Origin of the sequence: Natrarchaeobaculum sulfurireducens (assembly GCF_003430825.1) — an archaeon.
GTDB classification, from domain to species: Archaea; Halobacteriota; Halobacteria; order Halobacteriales; family Natrialbaceae; genus Natrarchaeobaculum; species Natrarchaeobaculum sulfurireducens.
In genome coordinates, this window is the sequence record NZ_CP024047.1 from 1,892,229 (window position 1) to 1,909,845 (window position 17,617).

Annotated in this window: 16 protein-coding genes and 1 tRNA gene; 11 read left to right on the forward strand and 6 right to left on the reverse strand. The window is 61.9% G+C overall.

Features of this window, described 5'->3' with window-relative positions; genetic code table 11:
- The first annotated feature begins 39 nt into the window (after positions 1-39).
- Positions 40-759, forward strand: a complete 720-nt coding sequence (locus AArc1_RS10595; protein ID WP_117364340.1) for a class I SAM-dependent methyltransferase — start codon at positions 40-42, stop codon at positions 757-759.
- An 86-nt stretch (positions 760-845) separates the two neighbouring features.
- Positions 846-916: transfer RNA gene (locus AArc1_RS10600), tRNA-Gly, on the forward strand.
- Between the two features lie 105 nt (positions 917-1,021).
- Here AArc1_RS10600 and AArc1_RS19055 read toward each other — a convergent pair.
- Positions 1,022-1,195: a hypothetical protein gene (locus tag AArc1_RS19055; protein WP_154670604.1), complete on the reverse strand. Its 174-nt coding sequence runs from the start codon at positions 1,193-1,195 to the stop codon at positions 1,022-1,024.
- Positions 1,192-1,743 carry a hypothetical protein gene (locus AArc1_RS10605; RefSeq protein WP_117365865.1) on the reverse strand — a complete coding sequence of 184 codons (552 nt, stop codon included), beginning with the start codon at positions 1,741-1,743 and terminating at the stop codon, positions 1,192-1,194. The genes AArc1_RS19055 and AArc1_RS10605 overlap by 4 nt, the downstream gene beginning before the upstream one ends.
- A 104-nt stretch (positions 1,744-1,847) precedes the next feature.
- On the opposite strand from AArc1_RS10605, the gene AArc1_RS10610 reads away from it, so the two are divergent.
- The 5 genes from AArc1_RS10610 (at position 1,848) to AArc1_RS10630 (ending at position 8,639) form a co-directional block, all read left to right on the forward strand.
- Positions 1,848-2,441: a GNAT family N-acetyltransferase gene (locus tag AArc1_RS10610; RefSeq protein ID WP_228442313.1), complete on the forward strand. Its 594-nt coding sequence runs from the start codon at positions 1,848-1,850 to the stop codon at positions 2,439-2,441.
- Between the two features lie 27 nt (positions 2,442-2,468).
- Positions 2,469-3,446: a flap endonuclease-1 gene (fen, locus tag AArc1_RS10615; RefSeq protein ID WP_117364342.1), complete on the forward strand. Its 978-nt coding sequence runs from the start codon at positions 2,469-2,471 to the stop codon at positions 3,444-3,446.
- A gap of 204 nt (positions 3,447-3,650) precedes the next feature.
- A complete protein-coding gene (locus tag AArc1_RS10620; RefSeq protein ID WP_228442314.1) occupies positions 3,651-5,687 on the forward strand; it encodes a hydantoinase/oxoprolinase family protein in 2,037 nt (678 codons plus the stop codon).
- Positions 5,684-7,492 carry a hydantoinase B/oxoprolinase family protein gene (locus AArc1_RS10625; RefSeq protein ID WP_117364344.1) on the forward strand — a complete coding sequence of 603 codons (1,809 nt, stop codon included), beginning with the start codon at positions 5,684-5,686 and terminating at the stop codon, positions 7,490-7,492. Before AArc1_RS10620 ends, AArc1_RS10625 begins: the two co-directional genes overlap by 4 nt.
- A gap of 31 nt (positions 7,493-7,523) precedes the next feature.
- A complete protein-coding gene (locus AArc1_RS10630) occupies positions 7,524-8,639 on the forward strand; it encodes a M24 family metallopeptidase (protein WP_117364345.1) in 1,116 nt (371 codons plus the stop codon).
- Positions 8,640-8,798: 159 nt separating this feature from the next.
- Here the strand turns inward: AArc1_RS10630 and AArc1_RS18485 are convergent, their stop codons facing one another.
- A complete protein-coding gene (locus AArc1_RS18485) occupies positions 8,799-9,767 on the reverse strand; it encodes a hypothetical protein (protein ID WP_133412240.1) in 969 nt (322 codons plus the stop codon).
- Positions 9,768-10,017: 250 nt separating this feature from the next.
- Between AArc1_RS18485 and AArc1_RS10635 the strand changes: the two genes are divergently transcribed.
- Positions 10,018-11,019 (forward strand): outer membrane protein assembly factor BamB family protein, encoded by a 1,002-nt coding sequence (locus AArc1_RS10635; RefSeq protein ID WP_161958291.1) that lies wholly within the window; start codon positions 10,018-10,020, stop codon positions 11,017-11,019.
- 245 nt (positions 11,020-11,264) lie between these two features.
- On the opposite strand, the gene mvaD is transcribed toward AArc1_RS10635, so the two are convergent.
- The gene (gene mvaD / locus AArc1_RS10640; RefSeq protein WP_117364347.1) at positions 11,265-12,242 is read right to left on the reverse strand and encodes a phosphomevalonate decarboxylase MvaD; all 978 of its coding nucleotides are present in this window, start codon (positions 12,240-12,242) and stop codon (positions 11,265-11,267) included.
- Between the two features lie 204 nt (positions 12,243-12,446).
- Between mvaD and AArc1_RS10645 the strand changes: the two genes are divergently transcribed.
- From AArc1_RS10645 to AArc1_RS10655, 3 genes are all read left to right on the forward strand, one after another.
- Positions 12,447-13,793: a metallophosphoesterase gene (locus AArc1_RS10645; RefSeq protein WP_117364348.1), complete on the forward strand. Its 1,347-nt coding sequence runs from the start codon at positions 12,447-12,449 to the stop codon at positions 13,791-13,793.
- Positions 13,794-13,897: 104 nt separating this feature from the next.
- Complete coding sequence (nth, locus tag AArc1_RS10650) at positions 13,898-14,581, forward strand: endonuclease III (protein WP_117365866.1); 684 nt, start codon at positions 13,898-13,900, stop codon at positions 14,579-14,581.
- Between the two features lie 98 nt (positions 14,582-14,679).
- Positions 14,680-14,931 (forward strand): hypothetical protein, encoded by a 252-nt coding sequence (locus AArc1_RS10655; protein WP_117364349.1) that lies wholly within the window; start codon positions 14,680-14,682, stop codon positions 14,929-14,931.
- A gap of 30 nt (positions 14,932-14,961) precedes the next feature.
- Here the strand turns inward: AArc1_RS10655 and AArc1_RS10660 are convergent, their stop codons facing one another.
- Positions 14,962-15,768: an NAD(+)/NADH kinase gene (locus AArc1_RS10660; RefSeq protein WP_117364350.1), complete on the reverse strand. Its 807-nt coding sequence runs from the start codon at positions 15,766-15,768 to the stop codon at positions 14,962-14,964.
- A gap of 431 nt (positions 15,769-16,199) precedes the next feature.
- The gene (locus tag AArc1_RS10665; protein WP_117364351.1) at positions 16,200-17,510 is read right to left on the reverse strand and encodes a M28 family peptidase; all 1,311 of its coding nucleotides are present in this window, start codon (positions 17,508-17,510) and stop codon (positions 16,200-16,202) included.
- Between the last annotated feature and the right edge of the window lie 107 nt (positions 17,511-17,617).

Sequence of the window (17,617 nt, forward strand, 5' to 3'; positions counted from 1 at the left end):
CTCGAACGCTTTTTGCACGTCCCGCGACGACGAGCGACAATGGCCGACGAACACGACCGGGCGGCCGACCGATCGAAGCGCGCAGCCGTCCGCGACACGTACGATCGGATCGCCTCCCACTTCGCGTCCACCCGCGAGTACGCCTGGCCCGAGGTCGAATCGTTCGTCCACACACACGGGGACCGGACCGACCGCGACGCCTCGAGCCCCCGTCGGGAGCCGACGGTCGGACTCGACCTCGGCTGTGGAAACTGCCGGCACGCCGAAGTGCTGGCCGCCGAGACCGACCTCGAGTCGATCGTCGGCGTCGACGCCAGCCGCGGACTGCTCGAGACGGGACGTGAACGGGCCCGCGAACGTGAATTCGACGTCGCGTTGTTGCAAGCCGACGCCGCGGAACTCCCGCTCGCGACGGATGCCGTCGACCTCGCTGTCTACGTCGCGACGCTGCATCACCTGCCAACCCGTCTGGCCAGGCGAGCAAGTCTCGACGAACTCGCCCGCGTGCTCAGACCGGACGGCCGCGCGCTGGTCAGCGCCTGGTCGACCGCCCACAACCGCTTCGACGAGACCGAGGGGTTCGATACGACCGTCGAGTGGACCCTCCCCGGCGGGGAGACCGTCGACCGCTTCTACCACATCTACGACCCCGACGAGTTCGAGGCGGACCTCGAGACGAGCGCCCTCAAGATTTGCGAGTGGGAACTCTCGAGTGGGAACTGTTATGCGACGGTCGCCGGGTCGGTGGACTCCGTCTAAGGGGGTCCCCTCGAGGTGCCATGACGCAAAGGGCGACGAGAAATGAGAAGAGTCTTAACTTAGACGCGCCCAAATTGAGGTACAGAGCGCGGATGGTCTAGTGGTAGGACCTGAGCCTTCCAAGCTCATGGCCCGGGTTCAAATCCCGGTCCGCGCATTGCTACGGCGAACAATTCGTGAGCCGTAGCAATCGAATGAGGGATTTGAAGCACGCGAGTCGCAGCGTCCGAACGGAGTGAGGACGACCGTCTCGTAGTCGGATTCAAATCCCGGTCCGCGCTGTTGTACTGCGCCCCGCCTCGAGCAACAGCTCCTGCAGATCGACGAACAGTTTCTGACGACCGGCGAGGAACGCGCCAGCGAGCACTGCTCGGCGATGAAAGACGAGGTAGTGTGGACGACGCGCTGGCGAACTCGGTTCAAAGAGGAGCGTCACTCCTCGAACGGTGAGCGAGCCGGACGGTCGCCGAGATCGATCGTGGCGGCGAAGACGAGCCCGAGGACGATTCCGAACAGGACGTGACCGAGGAGGCTCTCGACGGCAGCCCCAGGGAAGTCCTCGGCCGCCTGGGCACCCAACGCTTCGATCCAGACGGGGAGGACGATCAGTGGCAGGATCGCCCAGATCGCCAGCCCGAAGACGAACCCGGCGGCGACGACCCGACTCATGACCCCGGTTCTCGAGAGCACGTCGGTTTCGACCGTCGTCTTGACGATCCCGAGGATCGGCTGCCGGGTGACGAGAAAGCCGAAGACGATCCCGAGGGCGACGCCGTGAGCGATGTGGACTGTCCAGCCCACGACGCCGACGGGCTCGAGGCCGTAGATCGCTGGAATCGCGGCCGCGAGGACGTCGGGTTCGAACGCCCACATAAGGAGTCCGAACGCGGCGGCACCGAGCGCCCCGCCGAGTGCCCCACCGAGCGGCCAGCCCCATGTACTGTCGATGCCGACCAGGGACGTGTTCTGTGTATCTGGTGCCATATCATGCTACCCAATCACAACCGTCTGTAAAACCCTTCGACCGGCACTCGACTGCCCTGTCGCGGGCCCCACGGGTATTAGTGGCCCGCGGTCGAACGTCCGCCGTGGACCTCGAGTTCGACCTGCTTGGTTGGCCGCCGGACGGCCCGAAACTCCGGCTCGACTACCGACGGTTCAGCTACGCCGGCAAGTTCGTGATGACGAACACGGGGAAGGCCGTCGTGCGAGACGGCGAGGAGATCGTCGCAGCCATCGCGTTCAACGAAGATCGAACCGATGCAGAGACGCTGTGGCTACGCTACGTCACCGTCGACCGACACCGACGTGGCGAGGGGATCGGCCCCCGACTGTGTCGGTTCGCCCGCGACCGGGCGCTCGAGCGCGGCTACGACCGGCTTCGAATCGCCGTCAACAACCCGTTCGCGTACGAGGCGCTGTACCGCGCCGGGTTCGGCTACACGGGCGAGACGACGGGAATCGCCGAGTTGATCCTCGAACATCCTCGGCGGGCCGACGCTTCCGACGCCGTCGACGTGACCGATGCCACCGACGCCGACGACATCGGATCGAGCCCGCGAGCGCGCTACCAGGCGGGCCTCGAGGCGTTTCGCGAGCGCGACCTCTCCGCCGAGGAGGAGACCTTTCTCGAGTCCCGCCGCGGGAGCGATCCGCCAGCAGTCGACGAAACGGACGTTTGAAAGCCCGACGCACCCAACGTCGAGGTGATGGGAAATGCAGCACTTCGCGACATCGCCGTCATCGAGGAGATTCCCTTCGATGACGTCTCCGGTATCGTCGCCGTCGACGCACACAACTGGCTGTATCGGTACCTGACGACGACGGTCAAGTGGACCTCGAGCGACGCGTACACGACCGCAGACGGCACCGAGGTCGCCAACCTGATCGGCATCGTTCAGGGACTGCCCAAGTTCTTCGAACACGACGTCACGCCGGTGATGGTCTTCGACGGCGGTCCCTCCGAGCTCAAAGCCGACGAGATCGAATCCCGTCGCGAGCAACGCGAAACCTACGAGGAGCAACTCGAGATCGCCCGCGAGGAGGGCGACGCGGTGGCAATCGCCCAACTCGAGTCCCGAACGCAGCGATTGACGTCGACGATTCAGGAGACGAGTCGCGAACTGCTAGGGCTGCTCGACGTGCCGGTGGTCGAAGCCCCCGCCGAGGGCGAGGCCCAGGCCGCACACATGGTCCGACGCGGCGACGCCGACTACGTCGGCTCCGAAGACTACGACGCGTTGCTGTTCGGCGCACCGTACACCCTCCGGCAACTGACGAGCAAGGGCGATCCCGAACTGATGGATCTCGAGGCGACGCTCGCAAACCACGACCTCACACAGGAACAACTGATCGATGCGGCCATCCTGATCGGAACGGACTTCAACGAGGGCGTCTCGGGCATCGGCCCGAAAACGGCGATCAAAGAGATCACCGAACACGGCGATCTCTGGAGCGTCCTCGAAGCCCGCGGCGACAGCGTCGAACACGGCGACCGGGTCCGACAGCTGTTTCGGGAGCCGAACGTCACCGACGAGTACGAGTTCGACACGGCGCTCGAGCCCGACCTCGAGGCCGCCCGCGAGTTCGTCTGCGGGGAGTGGGGGGTCGACGAAGACGAGGTGGCCCGCGGGTTCGAGCGGATCGACGAGACCGTCACACAGACCGGATTGGATCGCTGGACCTGATCTCGCCGTCTGCACCGACGACGCCCGCTGACCGACTCGAACAGCCGAACGGGTAGAGCGGGAGGGTGGTCCGTGAGTCGGTGCCAATGGTACGAGAAGGAGCGTTGCTCTCGAGGAGCGGTCGCCCTCGGTGACAGTCGCCATTACCGACGGAAACTCTATACGGGTTCCGGTGAACGGTCTTCATGAGAGGTGACACGATACGTGACAGAGAGACTTGCAGTCGACATCGGTGGGACGTTCGTCGACGCGATCACGTTCGATCGCTCGACCCGCAACGTGACCGTCGAGAAGGCGTCGACGACCCCCGCCGAGCCGGCGTCCGGAGTCGTCTCCTCGGTCGAGAAGGTCGATGCGACCCTCGAGGAGACCGAAGCGTTCGTTCACGGGACGACGCTCGGATTGAACGCCGTCTTAGAGCGGACGGGCGCGACGACGGGAATTATCACGAACGAGGGCTTCAGGGACGTCTACGAGATCGGACGCACGAGCGTCGAGCGGGAGTCGATGTACGACATTCGCTACCAGAAACCGGAGACGCTCGTCGACCGACGGCGACGCGTCGGCGTCCCGGGCCGACTGGACGCCACCGGCGAGGAGGTCGACCCACTAGACGCCGAGGCCGTCAGGGAAGCCGCCACACAGCTCGTCGAGGAGCGAGGTGTCGAGGGGATCGCCATCTGTTTCCTTCACTCCTATCGAAACCCAGCCCACGAACGGGAGGCCGCCCGGATCGTTCGCGAGGCCTACCCGACGGTCAGCGTCTCCATCTCGAGCGACATCACGCGCGAGTATCGCGAATACGAGCGAACGAGTACGGCCGTGATGGACGCCTACATCAAACCGATCTTCGAGACGTACGTCGACGAGGTAGACGAGGCGCTTTCAGCGCGCGGGTTCGACGCACCCTTTTTCATCACCCGATCGGGTGGCGGGACGCTCACCGCCGACAGGGCGACCAACGCGCCGGTACATACCATCCTCTCTGGCCCCGCCGGTGGACTCATCGGTGCGTCCCACGTCGGCCGCGAGACTGGCCGCGAGAATCTCATTACGGTCGACGTCGGCGGGACCAGCCTCGACGCCTGCGTCATCGAAGACGGTTCCCCTGCGGTAAAGTACGACTCCCGACTCGAGCACCAGCCGCTGCAGATCCCCGTCTACGACATCCGAACGATCGGTGCCGGTGGCGGTTCGATCGCCTGGCTCGACGGCGAACTCCTCAAGGTCGGGCCCCAGAGCGCCGGTGCCGATCCGGGACCAGTCGCGTACGGACAGGGTGGAACCGAACCCACCGTCACCGACGCGGCCGTCGCGCTCGGATACGTCGATCCCGGTGACTTCCTCGGCGGCGAGATGGAACTCGACGCCGACGGCGCACGAGGCGCGCTCGAGGAGACGCTCGCCGAACCGCTCGGCTCGAGCGTTACGGCCGTCTCGCGGGGGATCTTCGACGTCACGCTCGCAAATACCGTCGGCGCGATCCGCGAACTCACGATCGAGAAGGGACTCGATCCCCGCGAGTTTTCGATGCTTTCGTTCGGCGGCGCGGGACCGATGCTCGTCCCCCTGCTCGCCCGTGAGATGGGTGTCGAGGAGGTCGTCGTCCCGACGGCACCGTCGGTGTTCTCCGCGCTTGGGATGCTCATGGCCGACGTCGTCTACGACTTCTCGCGGACGAACATCGAGGCGCTGACCGATCTCGAGGTGTCTGCCCTCGAGTCGACGTTCGACGCCCTAGATGCCGAGGCCATCGAGACGCTCACGGCAGAGGGGTTCGACGCCGAGGCGATCGATCTCGAGCACACCCTCGAGATGCGCTATCTGGGCCAGGAACACACCGTCGAGGTGGATGCGAACGAACTCGAGTCGATCGCCGACCTCGGCGATCGCTTCGAGGCCGATCACGAGAGCCGATACGGCCACACGATGGACGATCCGGCGGAGGTCGTCCACCAGCGAGTACGCGCTGTCGGACGCAACGACAAACCGCCGCTCGAGCGCGAGCAGCCGGTCGACGTCTCGCCCGAACCTGTCGGGACGAGGGACGCGTTCTGTTTCGCCGAGGGCGAACGAACCGCGTTCGACGTCTACGACCGCGACGATCTGCGGGCGGGAGCACAGCTCGACGGCCCGGCGATCGTCCGGGAGCCGACGACGACCATCGTTTTTCACTCGGATCAGACGGCGACCGTCGACGAGTATGGCCAACTCGTCATCACCGGAGGTGACACTGCATGAGCGAGCCAAACACGGACAGCCAGACGACGATCGACGCCGCCACCGTCGAGGTGGTGCGCAACTACCTCACCTCGGCTGCGACGGAGATGCAACGAACGCTGGTCAGGACCGCGTACAACACGATCATCTACGAGATCTTAGACTTCGGGATCTCGCTGTACGACCGCGACCGCACCCTGATCGCCGATTCGCCGGGACTGGCGCTCTTTCTCGGCGCAAACGACTACGCACTCGAGAAGCTAGTCGAACACGTCGGCGAGGAGAACATAGAGCCGGGCGACGTGTTGCTGATGAACTACCCCTACTGGAGTTCGACGCACACGCTCGACGTGGGCGTCTTCGCGCCCATCTTCCAGGAGGGTCCAGAGGTGCCTCGCGAGGAGAACGAACTGCTCGGCTACGCCGCGACGCGGGCTCACTGGCTCGATCTCGGAGCGAAAGACGAAGGATACGTCCTCGACTCAACGGACGTCCACCAGGAGGGGGTCATCTTTCCCGGTACGAAGGTCCACAAGCGTGGCGAGCCCGACGAGGAGGTGCTCGACCTGATTCGGTTTAACTCTCGGCTCCCGGATAAGGTGCTTGGAGACCTGAACGCCCAGATCGCTGCGATCCGGACCGGAACACGTCGACTCCGGGAACTCCACGAGAAGTACGGCGGCGAGACGATCAACGCCTGCATCGAGCGCATCCAGGACCACGGCGAGCGGACGGCTCGCGAGGCCGTCCGTGCGTTGCCCGACGGGGCGTGGTCGGCGGTCGACTACGCCGACGGGACGACCGGCGACGGCATCCGGATCGAAGTCGAGGTGACGATCGACGGCGAGGAGGTCCACGTCGACTTCTCGGGGTCTGCCGAGCAGGTCGACGGGCCGCTGAACATCCCCCGCGGGATGACCGAGACCGTCTGCAAACTCTGTTTCAAGACGATCACGACGCCCGAGGAAGCGTCGAACGCCGGTCAGTACGAGCCGCTGTCGATCCACGCACCGGAGGGCAACGTCTTCAACGCGAGCTACCCCGCGCCGACGTTTACCATCTGGACCGGCATCGTCAGCGTCGACGTCGTGTTCAAGGCGCTCGCGAAAGCGATGCCCGAGCGCGTCCCGGCCAGTTCGGGCGGCGATCTGAACGACATCATGCTGTTCGGCGAGGACCCCGAAACGGGCCGCCAGTTCGTCGAGGCAAACAACGACGCCGTCGGCTGGGGCGGGACGACGGATCACGACGGGGCCACCGCGATCATGCATATCACCGAAACGATGGTCCAGAACATCCCCATCGAGGTCTTCGAAAGCAAGGCCCCGGTCTCGTTCGACGAACTCTCGCTTCGACAGGATTCAGGCGGTGCAGGGGAATACCGCGGCGGCCTCGGCCTCCGGCGAGACTTCCGCATGGAGAGCCCCGTCGGCGCGCTCTCGATCGTCCAGAAGACCCGCGAACCAGGCTGGGGGATCGACGGCGGCGACCCTGGCGCGAAAAACGGCGTCGTCCTCGAGTGTCACGACGACGCCGACGAGCGCGTCCAGGTACTCGTCGACAACACCGACATCTACGACGACGACCGACAGTGGGTCGGAATGTTCCGGGGGACCTTCCTCGAGGACGAGGTCATCTCCAACCGCACGGGCGGCGGTGGCGGCTACGGCGACCCGTTCGACCGCGACCCCGAAGCCGTCCGCGAGGACGTGATCGATGGCTACGTCTCCCGCAAGGCGGCCCGCGAGGAGTACGGCGTCGTGATCACCGACGACGACGACATCGATTGGGAAGAAACCGACCGTCGGAGATCCAAATCGACATGATAGAAGACGACATCGCCCAAACCCAATCACCATGACCGAGTCATCCGTCATCGAGAACAGACTCGAACGCGCCCGCGAGGCCGCAGCCGAGCGCGACCTCGAGGCACTGGTCTGCTTTCCGAGTTCGAACCTCACCTACCTCTCGGGGTTCGAAGACGAGCCGATGGAACGGCACCTGTTCCTGTTCGTCACTCCCGAGCGGGAGCTGTTCGTCGCGCCCGAGATGTACGACCACCAGATTCGCGACGCGTCTCCCGTCGAAGACGTCCGAACGTGGAGCGACGACGAAGACCCGACACGGCTGCTCGAGGCGGTCGGCGACGACCTCGACATCGGCAGTGGGCGGCTCCTGGTCGACGACCGCATGTGGGCGTTGTTCACCCAGGACCTGCGGGCGACATTTCCTGACGCCTCGTTCGGCCTGGCTGGCGAGGTGCTCTCTGACCTGCGTATCCGCAAAGACGAGGCGGAACTCGAAGCTCTCCGCGAAGCCGCGCGGATTTCAGACCACGTCAGTGAGCAGATCCGGGCACTCGCTGGCGAGGCGATCGGCATGACGGAGGCCGAACTCGCCGCCGAAATCGACCGTCGGCTCGAGGACGCTGGCGGTTCCGGCGTCTCCTTCGAGACCGTCGTCGGCAGCGGGCCGAACGGTGCCCGGCCACACCATCGCCACGGCGACCGCGAGATCGAATCCGGCGATCCCGTCGTCCTCGATTTCGGCACCTGGGTTGAGGGCTATCCCGGCGACCAGACCCGGACGGTCGTCTTCGACGGCGAGCCGTCAGAGCGGTTTCTGGATGTCCACGAGGCCGTCCTCGAAGCCCACAACGCTGGCGTCGAGGCTGCTGGCCCCGGTGTCGAGGCTCGCGAGGTCGACCGCGCCGCCCGGCAAGTACTCGAAGAACGCGGCTACGGTGACGAGTTCATCCACCGCACCGGCCACGGCGTCGGCCTCGACGTCCACGAACCGCCCTATATCACGAGCGAGAACGCCCGCAAACTCGAGCCCGGAATGGTGTTCAGCGTCGAACCTGGCGTCTACCTCGAGGGTGAGTTCGGCGTCCGCATCGAGGATCTGGTCGTCGTCACCGATGGCGGCTGCGAGCGGCTGAACGACTCGCCTCGAGGATGGCAGTCGCTTTGAATGGGCACTCGAATAGCAGGGAACTGCTCTGTTAAACCCTCAATTAGTGAAATATTCAGGAGTTATCCTAAAGGGGAAGCGCCATAATCACATCTCAAATCAAATGTAGAATTTTGTGAATCCCAACTACTAGTAAATAGTGGAATGTAGAGACGAAATCTACTGTGTGAGACTTACAGAGTGTTCTATTGTTTCTACGTTCTCTCCATCGTAAAAGTCGCATTCTCCACTTAAGTAAACAAGTTCCTTCCAATCGCCTTCATAACTTTCACGATAGGCAAGGGAGTTCGTGTCAAGAATTGATGTACTTTCTGCGGAACTACCTGTGGATTCGTATTCCCATTCACCCACATCTAGGTATTCGACTGAACTATCTTCATAATATGTACCTCCAACTTCCACTTCGTATCCAATTTCAATACTTGGGTCTCTACTTGCCTCTAAGGCGACCGATACAGTGCCGTCTCGGTTTCCGTCATCACGAGGGGTATGATAATCGAAATCCATCTCATGACCTCCACGCCCCCAGTTGTGGGTTGTCATTCCATCGGCAATGCGATAGCCAGAATCACATATGCGATCCATCATTCCAGGGTACGCCCAAGTCTCATCACGTAGCGCGAAGTGACTAGGGTCCTCATCACTTCGGTACAATACATATTTGTTCTGTAGTGAGCCATATGGGCAATTTTCAGTGACTATATCATCATCGTAAACCGCAGACCAGTCACTAGTATCTTGTGTCTGAAATTCAGACCCAGATTTTTCTTTAAATTCTTTTTGTTTGTCTTTATTTCTCTGATGAAGTGCGGCTTGATCCCGTTTATTTACTGCAAACCCGAAATCACTATGAATTGTATTGTTGGTTGCGGTAACAACATATGACACGAGTTCACCTTTCGAACTGGGAATTGGTTTGATAACGTCTTTAGAATCAATTCCATTTTGTTCAGCTACGGCTTGGATCAATTCCAGTATTTCATCTTGACTAATCGGGTTTTGTAAACTTCCTCTAATAGAGTATACTTCGCGACCATCTCCTTTTCCGCTAACGGTCTTTGCTGATCCTGCTACTGCTAATGACCCTATTCCAGCCAACACCTTTCGGCGATTGGTTTTATCCATCATTGCCAACCTATAATTAAATACACTTCTATTTATATTTTCCGTTAGCCATTTCCACTAGATACGGGTTTAGGAAAGAACCAAGTGATAAAGGAGTGAAACAGTGAATATGAAACGCCGTTCGTTTAGCCTAATAGCTGTGTCGTTGGTAACCGGTTGTCTCTCCATGAATTCGACTGCTAGGAATGACTCGCCAGCCGAGCGAATATCGGCGTTCGGCACTGAAGAATGGCCACAACAAGGTGGCGACCCAATGAATCGATATCACGGATACGTGAGTGGAGAATTTGAAAAGGATATCCTTGAAGTTCAAACCTGGAACACTGACAGCAGAAGTATTCGAGCCCCACCTATTACCTCACAAACAAATACATTTCTCATAGATGGATCCGAGGGAGTTGTTACATTTGGGACAGACGGGCAGTATGAACGGACCTTTGATTATGTTCTTCCCATTGGAGCAGCTTACATTGATGATGACCTCTTCGTGTTAGGTTCAGAAAAATTAGTACGTCTCTCAGATAACGAGGTCTCCTGGAGCGTTCCGTTAGAGGTTCCCCCTCAATCTATCAAAGCTACTGGCGACCAAATTCTCGTAACACCGGATCTGGCAGATAGCATTGTGAGCATCCATAATGCCGATACTGGCGAAATAGTTACGACTACATCAGTTGATGGTACAATATCCTCAGCAGCTTTCTCTGAGAACGGCACTGGCTATCTTTTGACCTCCCGCGGCACAGTTATTGCGATTAGTGGAGACCAAGTTGCTGTTCTTGCAGATTTGGATACCTATGGTACGCAAATTTCTGTTGAAAAGGATATTTTATACGTCGCTGGAAACGATGGCAATGGACTGATCACTGCGCTCGATATAGAGACGGGGGAGATATTATGGGAGATAACGGAGCCCGGACTTGGTGATTGGGGTTTTGCTGTCGATGATAGGCATGTTTATACATTAACCAATTCTGGAACGCTCACAGCCATATCTGAAGGGGAGATAATCTGGACCGCCAAATCAGAGGGGTCATTCCAGAAGCATGCCGGCGCCGACCGTGCACCTGTCTGTACAGATGATTTTGTAATGTATATTGGATCTGAAATGGCTCTAGTTGTGGTTGACCGTGAGACCGGTACTGAACAGGGACGATATACATGGAATCCAGTTTCACCAAACCGTCCTATTCCATATGGGAATGGGGTGTTACTGTCTGACCAGGTGGGCCTCTATTGGCTTCCAGTAGACGATTGACTCAGTACATTGCTGGGCTCAGTCTCTGATTCAGGCTGCCATACGCGGTTGGTCACCCGAATTGCGGAAAGGCGGGCGTTGCCCCGTCGATCGCCACGAGCGGGCCGACAACGATGTGGAAACCGCTGTACGTTCGAAACGGAGGGTGGGAGGCTTTTCATCGAAGCCAAGCGGGAACGAAGCTCTCTCGAGATTTTACCGAGGGCGCGGCGAAGACGCGCCCACACGCAGAGCCAAAGTTCGTCTCAGAACAGGTGGTCGTCCAGCAATTTCGCTGGGCCGCCGACCTCCCAGACGGTCGTGGAGACGCCGCAGTCGGCGATCTCTTCTTCGACGTACTCGGCGTGCTCGTCGGTGGTGTTGACGTAGACGGTCGCACCCGTGTCGGTCGAGAAGTAGACCGGAATGTCCTCTTCTTCGCGGAGTTCGCGCACGCGGTTGAAGATGGCGAGCGTCGCGGGCTGCCAGTAGAGCCAGGCGGAGGGCCCGGTCATCGTCGTCGCTGCGAGCGAGAGCGAGTCGTGTTCGGCGAGTTCGAACGTCCGCTCGAAGTCGTCGCTTCGCAGGGCGTCGCGCATCTCGGCGATCTGTTCGTGAATGTGTGCGTTCCGGGCCTGGAACATGTGACTGTCGGCGGCCTCGCGGTGAGCGTCTTCGGTCTCTTTGTGATAGGGGACGAGTCCGACGATGATCTTCAGGTCCTCGTGGAGGTTCGTCGGAACCCGTCGGGAGCGACAGTCCTCGTCGTTCAATCCGGTGTACAGTTGCGAGAACGCACCCGTTACGGCTCGAGCTGCAGATGCGGACCCGACGCGAGCGATCGTCGAAATCTCCGGCAGCGAGCACTCGAGGTCGGCAGCCTCGGCCAGCGCCACCGCAGCGGCTGCGAAGCCGGACGACGACGAGCCGAGGCCGACGTTCGATGGGAAGCTATTCTCGCTCTCGAGGCGGACCGGGTAGACGGTGTGAGCGGCGTCAGACATCGAACGCGCCTTCTCGACGACGGCTTCGACGCGTTCGGCGGCACGCCCCTCGAGTTCCTCGCCGTCGACGACGAAGGTGTCATCGTCGTAGTCCATCGAGAACTCGACGGTCGTTCGCGTGTGGCTCGGGGCCGTACAGAGGCTGATGCTATCGTGATAGGGGAGCCGCTCGATCTCGTCGCGCATCCCGTGGTACTTGATGAGTCCCTGGATGGGGTGGGCCATCGCGGTGGCTTTCATATCCTATCACGGACGTGATGGTCGCATAAAGGTCACGGCATCTCTCCGACCCCTCGGGGTCGAGGTGGCCGCCCCTCGAGCGACGTTCACGTTGGACGTCGTAGTCCCGGAGTGTCCCGAAAGCGGGGTTTCGGGTACGCTCGGTGGTGAGCGTACGCGCCGGCAGGACAACGATATATGTCTCGGCGTGGGACGTTCGACGCTATGGCCGACGACGCCGAAGGACCGGTCTACTACGTGGTTAGCGACCTCCACATCGGCGGGGACGATCAGCTGGGCGAGGTCGACTTTCTCGAGGAGTTGCTCGATTTTCTCGAGCGGTTAGAGACAACCGATGAGGACGCGGAGCTGATAGTCAACGGCGACGCGTTCGGGCTCTGGGAGTTCACCGAGGTCGAGCGACTGGCGAAGTTCGAGGCGCTGACCGAGCGCTATCCGGAACTGTTCGAGCAGCTCCGTGCGACGGGGGCGTCGATTCCGATCACGATGTTACCGGGCAACCACGACCACGAACTCGCCGCCTACGACGAGTACGTCGAGCGACTGGCCGCCTACAACGTCGATCTCGTTCGGGCGGAGTCGATCACCCGCCCGGTCGGCGATCGGACGGTCCACTTCGAACACGGCAACCAGCAGGATCCGAACAACCGATTCGAGGACTTCGGCAATCCGTACGAGACGCCGATGGGGTACTTCTACAACACCCACGTGACGAGCCGGGCGGGACGACTGTCCGAGCGGGGGCGATACAACTGGCTGAAAGACGTTCAGGCTGTCACGCCGACCGAGCGGGTGCCGCGCTGGCTCTTCTCGAAGTACTTCTACCGCGAGATGAATCCGCTCTTGCGGTATGCCGTGATTCCGTTCCTGTTGCTGCTCAACGTGAGTCTCGTCATCGCGGTGCTGGCGGGACTGGACGTGGCTGGACTCTGGACCATGCCGGTCGACACGGCGGACGCAGCGCTCGCCCGACTGGGGCTCGTCGGCGAGGCCGTCCACTTCGTCCTCGTTGTCAACGCGGCGATCGCCGGCCTGCTCATCCTCGTGGGCATCCCGCTCTACTTCTTTCTCCGTGACCTCAGACAGACCGTCGATCGGTTCGGGGTCTTCGAGACGGACCTCACTGTCGACCCTGAGGAGCCGTACGCGGCGGCTGCCCGCGAGGTGTTCGCCGACCACCCGGAAACTGCGATCTTCTGTTATGGACACACTCACCGCCCGGGCGTGAGCGAGATTGACGGTCGGTTGCTCGTCAACAGCGGGACGTGGCTGAAGCGATTCCACCATCGCGACGTCGTCGCTGGCGTGCTCCCGCCGGTATTTTACCCCTCCTATCAGCTCTGTGTCGTCCGGATCAGCGCCGATCCTGCCGGCGTGGCCGTCGAGTTCGAGCAGATCGAGAAGACAGCTACTACTACAGAAGAGATCACTCGCATCGAACGCCTCCTCACGCTCGGTCGAGAACCGTCACCCGAGTTACCCGACCGGCTGGTCGTCGGCGAACCGACCGCCACACCCCCTCGAGACGCGGAGTCTGTCCCCGGCAGGTGATCGAGTACGAGTGTACGAGTCGACGGGCTTCGTTTCCCGAGGACCGCCGGGTGGACGACAGGGAAACCCGAACGCTGAAACGACCCCACTCCTACCTCATCCTCATGGGAACCCCACGCGAGAGCCGCCAGGAACAGGCCGAAGCGATCGTCGAGCGACTCGAGGCCGAGTACCCCGACTCGACGATTTCGCTGCGGTACTCGAACCGACTCGAGTTGCTCATCGCGGTGATCCTCTCGGCCCAGTGCACCGACGAGCGGGTCAACAAAGAGACCGAACACCTCTTCGCGAAGTACGACGGGCCGGAAGACTACGCCAACGCCACCCAGGATGAACTCGCCGAGGACCTGAGTTCGATCACCTACTACAACAGCAAGGCGGGCTACGTCCGCGACTCGTGCGAGTTGATTCTCGAGGAGTACGACGGCGAGGTGCCGGATACGATGTCCGAGTTGACCGAACTCCCGGGCGTCGGCCGGAAGACGGCGAACGTCGTCCTCCAGCACGGCCACGACGTCGTCGAGGGGATCGTCGTCGACACCCACGTCCAGCGACTCTCCCGACGGCTGGGGCTCACCGAGGAGAACCGCCCCGAAAAGATCGAGCAGGAACTGATGGAGCTCGTCCCCGACGGCTACTGGCAGCAGTTCACCCACCTCTGTATCGACCACGGGCGAGCCGTCTGTGACGCACGAAACCCGGACTGCGGCGACTGTGTCCTCGCCGACCTCTGTCCCTCTGAAAAGGGCGACAGCGACGTCGACCTCGCCTCGGGAGAACCCTGGTAACGGCCGCCCTGAGACACGAGCCGCCCTGTTTCGACAGGCCGACCGTTGCAAGCCGAATTACTTTTCGACGCTCGCCGGTAGCCCTGGTTGGGATCACTATGTCTGACGACACCGACGAGACTGGCAAGGAATCACACGGGCGGAACGTCGAACTCACAAAAGAGCGCTCGCAGGACGACAAAGGCGACGAAGACGACGAACTCACCGAAGAAGAAAAAGCGGCCCGCGAACGTCAGGACGAAGAGCAACGCCGCCAGGACATCGAACACCGGTCGACAGAGCGTGAGAACGACGCCCTCGAGAACGTCAATCCGAACAATTACCGGGACGAAGAGCCCTACAAGAGCTGATCGGAGAGTCAGCTCACGCGTTTTTGACGCTCATGATGAGTCACAGTTCGGCGCCGGGACGACGACCGGCAGACCGCCAGGGCTCGAGAGCCGAACGGTAGCGCCGATCGTGAGCGTCTCGCGGTCCTGCCCGTCGACCACGAGCGTGACGTCCGCCTCGTTGCGTTCGACGCTGAGGACGATGTCGTCACTTGGGACGACCCACCGAGGGGTTCGGGTGACGAACGGGGCGATAGGGGTGACGGCGACGCCGTCGACGCCCACAGAGAGCAACGGCCCGCCGAGCGCGGTAGTGTAGCCATGACTTCCGGCTGGCGTGGCGGCGACGATCCCGTCCGCACGGACCGCCTCGAGCAGTTCGTCGCGGCTGTAGACGCCGAACTCGGATATCTGGGCGGGTTCTTTGGTAACGAGCGTGACGTCGAACAGCGCCCGCTCGAGTTCGGTGTGTTCGTTCGCCTCCGTTGCCGTTTCGAGGTCGCCACCGCGAGATTCGACGTCGACCTCGAGAAGAGGGAGCCGGCGAACCCTGGCGGATCCCGCGAGCGCAGACTCGAGGGCGCTCGTCGCCTGGGCCGGTTCGACGGTCTCGACACCGGAGATTGAGCCGACCACGAGGGTCGGAACGGTGGCTCTGGCGCGAGCGACAGCCGCGAGGTCGGCTTCCCCCTCGACGACCAGCAGTGACGGCTCGGCCTCGAGGACGGTCTCGCGTCCGCCGGTGACGGCCCTCCCGCCACGATCGTCCACCGTGGCCTCGAGCGCCGCTGGATCGACTGCGCCGTCTGCTGGGCCAATGATTCCGACGAGCGGATCGTCCTCGAGCGCGCCACACATGATACGGCGTTCACTGGTCGTGAGCAAAAACGTGCGGGGGTCGACAGGCCACAGATCGGACCGACGGTCGCGGTACGCGGTCCGTCTCGTATGGACTTCTGGCCATCACTAACGGCGCACCCGCGGCCCGTTTTGCGGTTGCACCGGTTCTGTTAAAACCCTCAGTACATGATAAGAGTTGACTGCTGCATACAGAGGGTGGATTCATTCTCAGCATCCGCGCGAGCGAAGCGAGCGCGGTTCCCGGACGGCGAGGCCGAAGGCCGAGCAGTCCGCCTTTTTCATCGAAGTTTTTGCGCGAGCGGTTCGCCGAAGGCGAACCCGACGCGGAAAAAGTTCGCGCTATCTATTCAGCAAGCTTACTGGAATCTATCACTAATTGAAGGTTTCAACAAAACCGCTGCACCGAGAACTCGGAACAGCAGTCCATCTCACTCGTCGTACGGCCAGTCGCCCGTAATCTGCATCCCCTCGGCGAGGTTCTGAGCCTCGAGATCGGCAGCAATGGCTTCGGGCGAGCGGTGCTCGATCGGCAAGTCGTCGCTCGCGAGGTCGACCACGAGGTCGGTCAGGAGGATCGCCTGTTCGCGAAGGTCGCGCTTTTCGAGTTTCTCGAGCGTATCGGCGAAGGTATGGCCCCAGCCGCGGCCGACGTTCCCGGTTCGGCTCATTACGTGATAGCCGGGGACACCCCACTGGACGAACGGCCAGTGGTCGCTGTGGGGGCCAAGCCGGGGAATCGTCTCGATCGGGTGCCCGAATCGATCGGCCACGTCCTCGGCTGCGGCCTCGAGTTCGGGGAAGCCGTGCGTATAACACTCGAGCGTTCGGCCGCGGACGACGCCGTCGTTGTTGACGATCGCCTTGATCGAGTCGTGATCGGTCGTCTCCGCGTGATGGGCAGAGCCGACGAGGCCGACTTCCTCTGCGCCGTAGGCGACGAACTCGACGCGCGTCTCGAGGTCGTCTTCGCGGTTGGCCAGAGCGGCTGCGAGTTCCACGACCATGGCTGTCCCTGCCCCGTTGTCCAGTGCGCCCTCGGCGATGTCGTGGGCGTCGACGTGGCTCGTCACGAGGACGCGCTCGTCCGTGTCGGGACCCAGTTCGGCGTGGACGTTCTGGCTTTCTGCTTGATGGACGTCGGCGTCGACGCGGACCTCGACCTCCTCGCCGTCGAACCGCCGCGCCAGTCGCGCACCGACCTCGCTCGAGACGCCGACGGCCGGAACCTGCCCGATCGGATCGTCCGCGGTCCCAACGCTGCCGGTCGGGGGTAGACAGCCCTCGACGTGGTTTCGGTAGATGAAGCCAGCCGCACCGTTCTCGACCGCGTGGTAGTACTTCTCCCGGCGGTGGATGTATCGATCGTAGTAGCTCGGGATGTCGCTGCGGACCATGACGACCGCGCCTGCTACGTCGTGAGCCTCGAAGTCGGACGGCAGGCCGTAGCCGAGGTCAACTAGCGGTCCGGAGCCGACGTCGGCGGGGCTTCGTGGCAGTGCGATACAGGACTGCTCGGTCCCACCGGCGTGGATCGAACTCTCGCCACGGGTCCATCCCTGGATCGAGAAGGGCTCGAGTCGGGCCTCGCGCGCGCCGACCTCGGCGAGTGCGTCGCGGGTCAGTTCGGCGGCCTCGCGTTCGCCGTCGCTACCTGCCATCCGGTTCTCGAGATCGACCAGTTGCTCGAGGTGCGTCCAGCCGACGTCGCTGGTGAAGCGGTCACCAATCCAGTCTGACATAACTGTGTACTGAACTCGGGGCTGTGTAACTGTTCCGCCCACACCGGATCGACGTCGGGTGACAACGCACCAGACGGATCGACATCAGCCGAAACTCTAATCTCTAC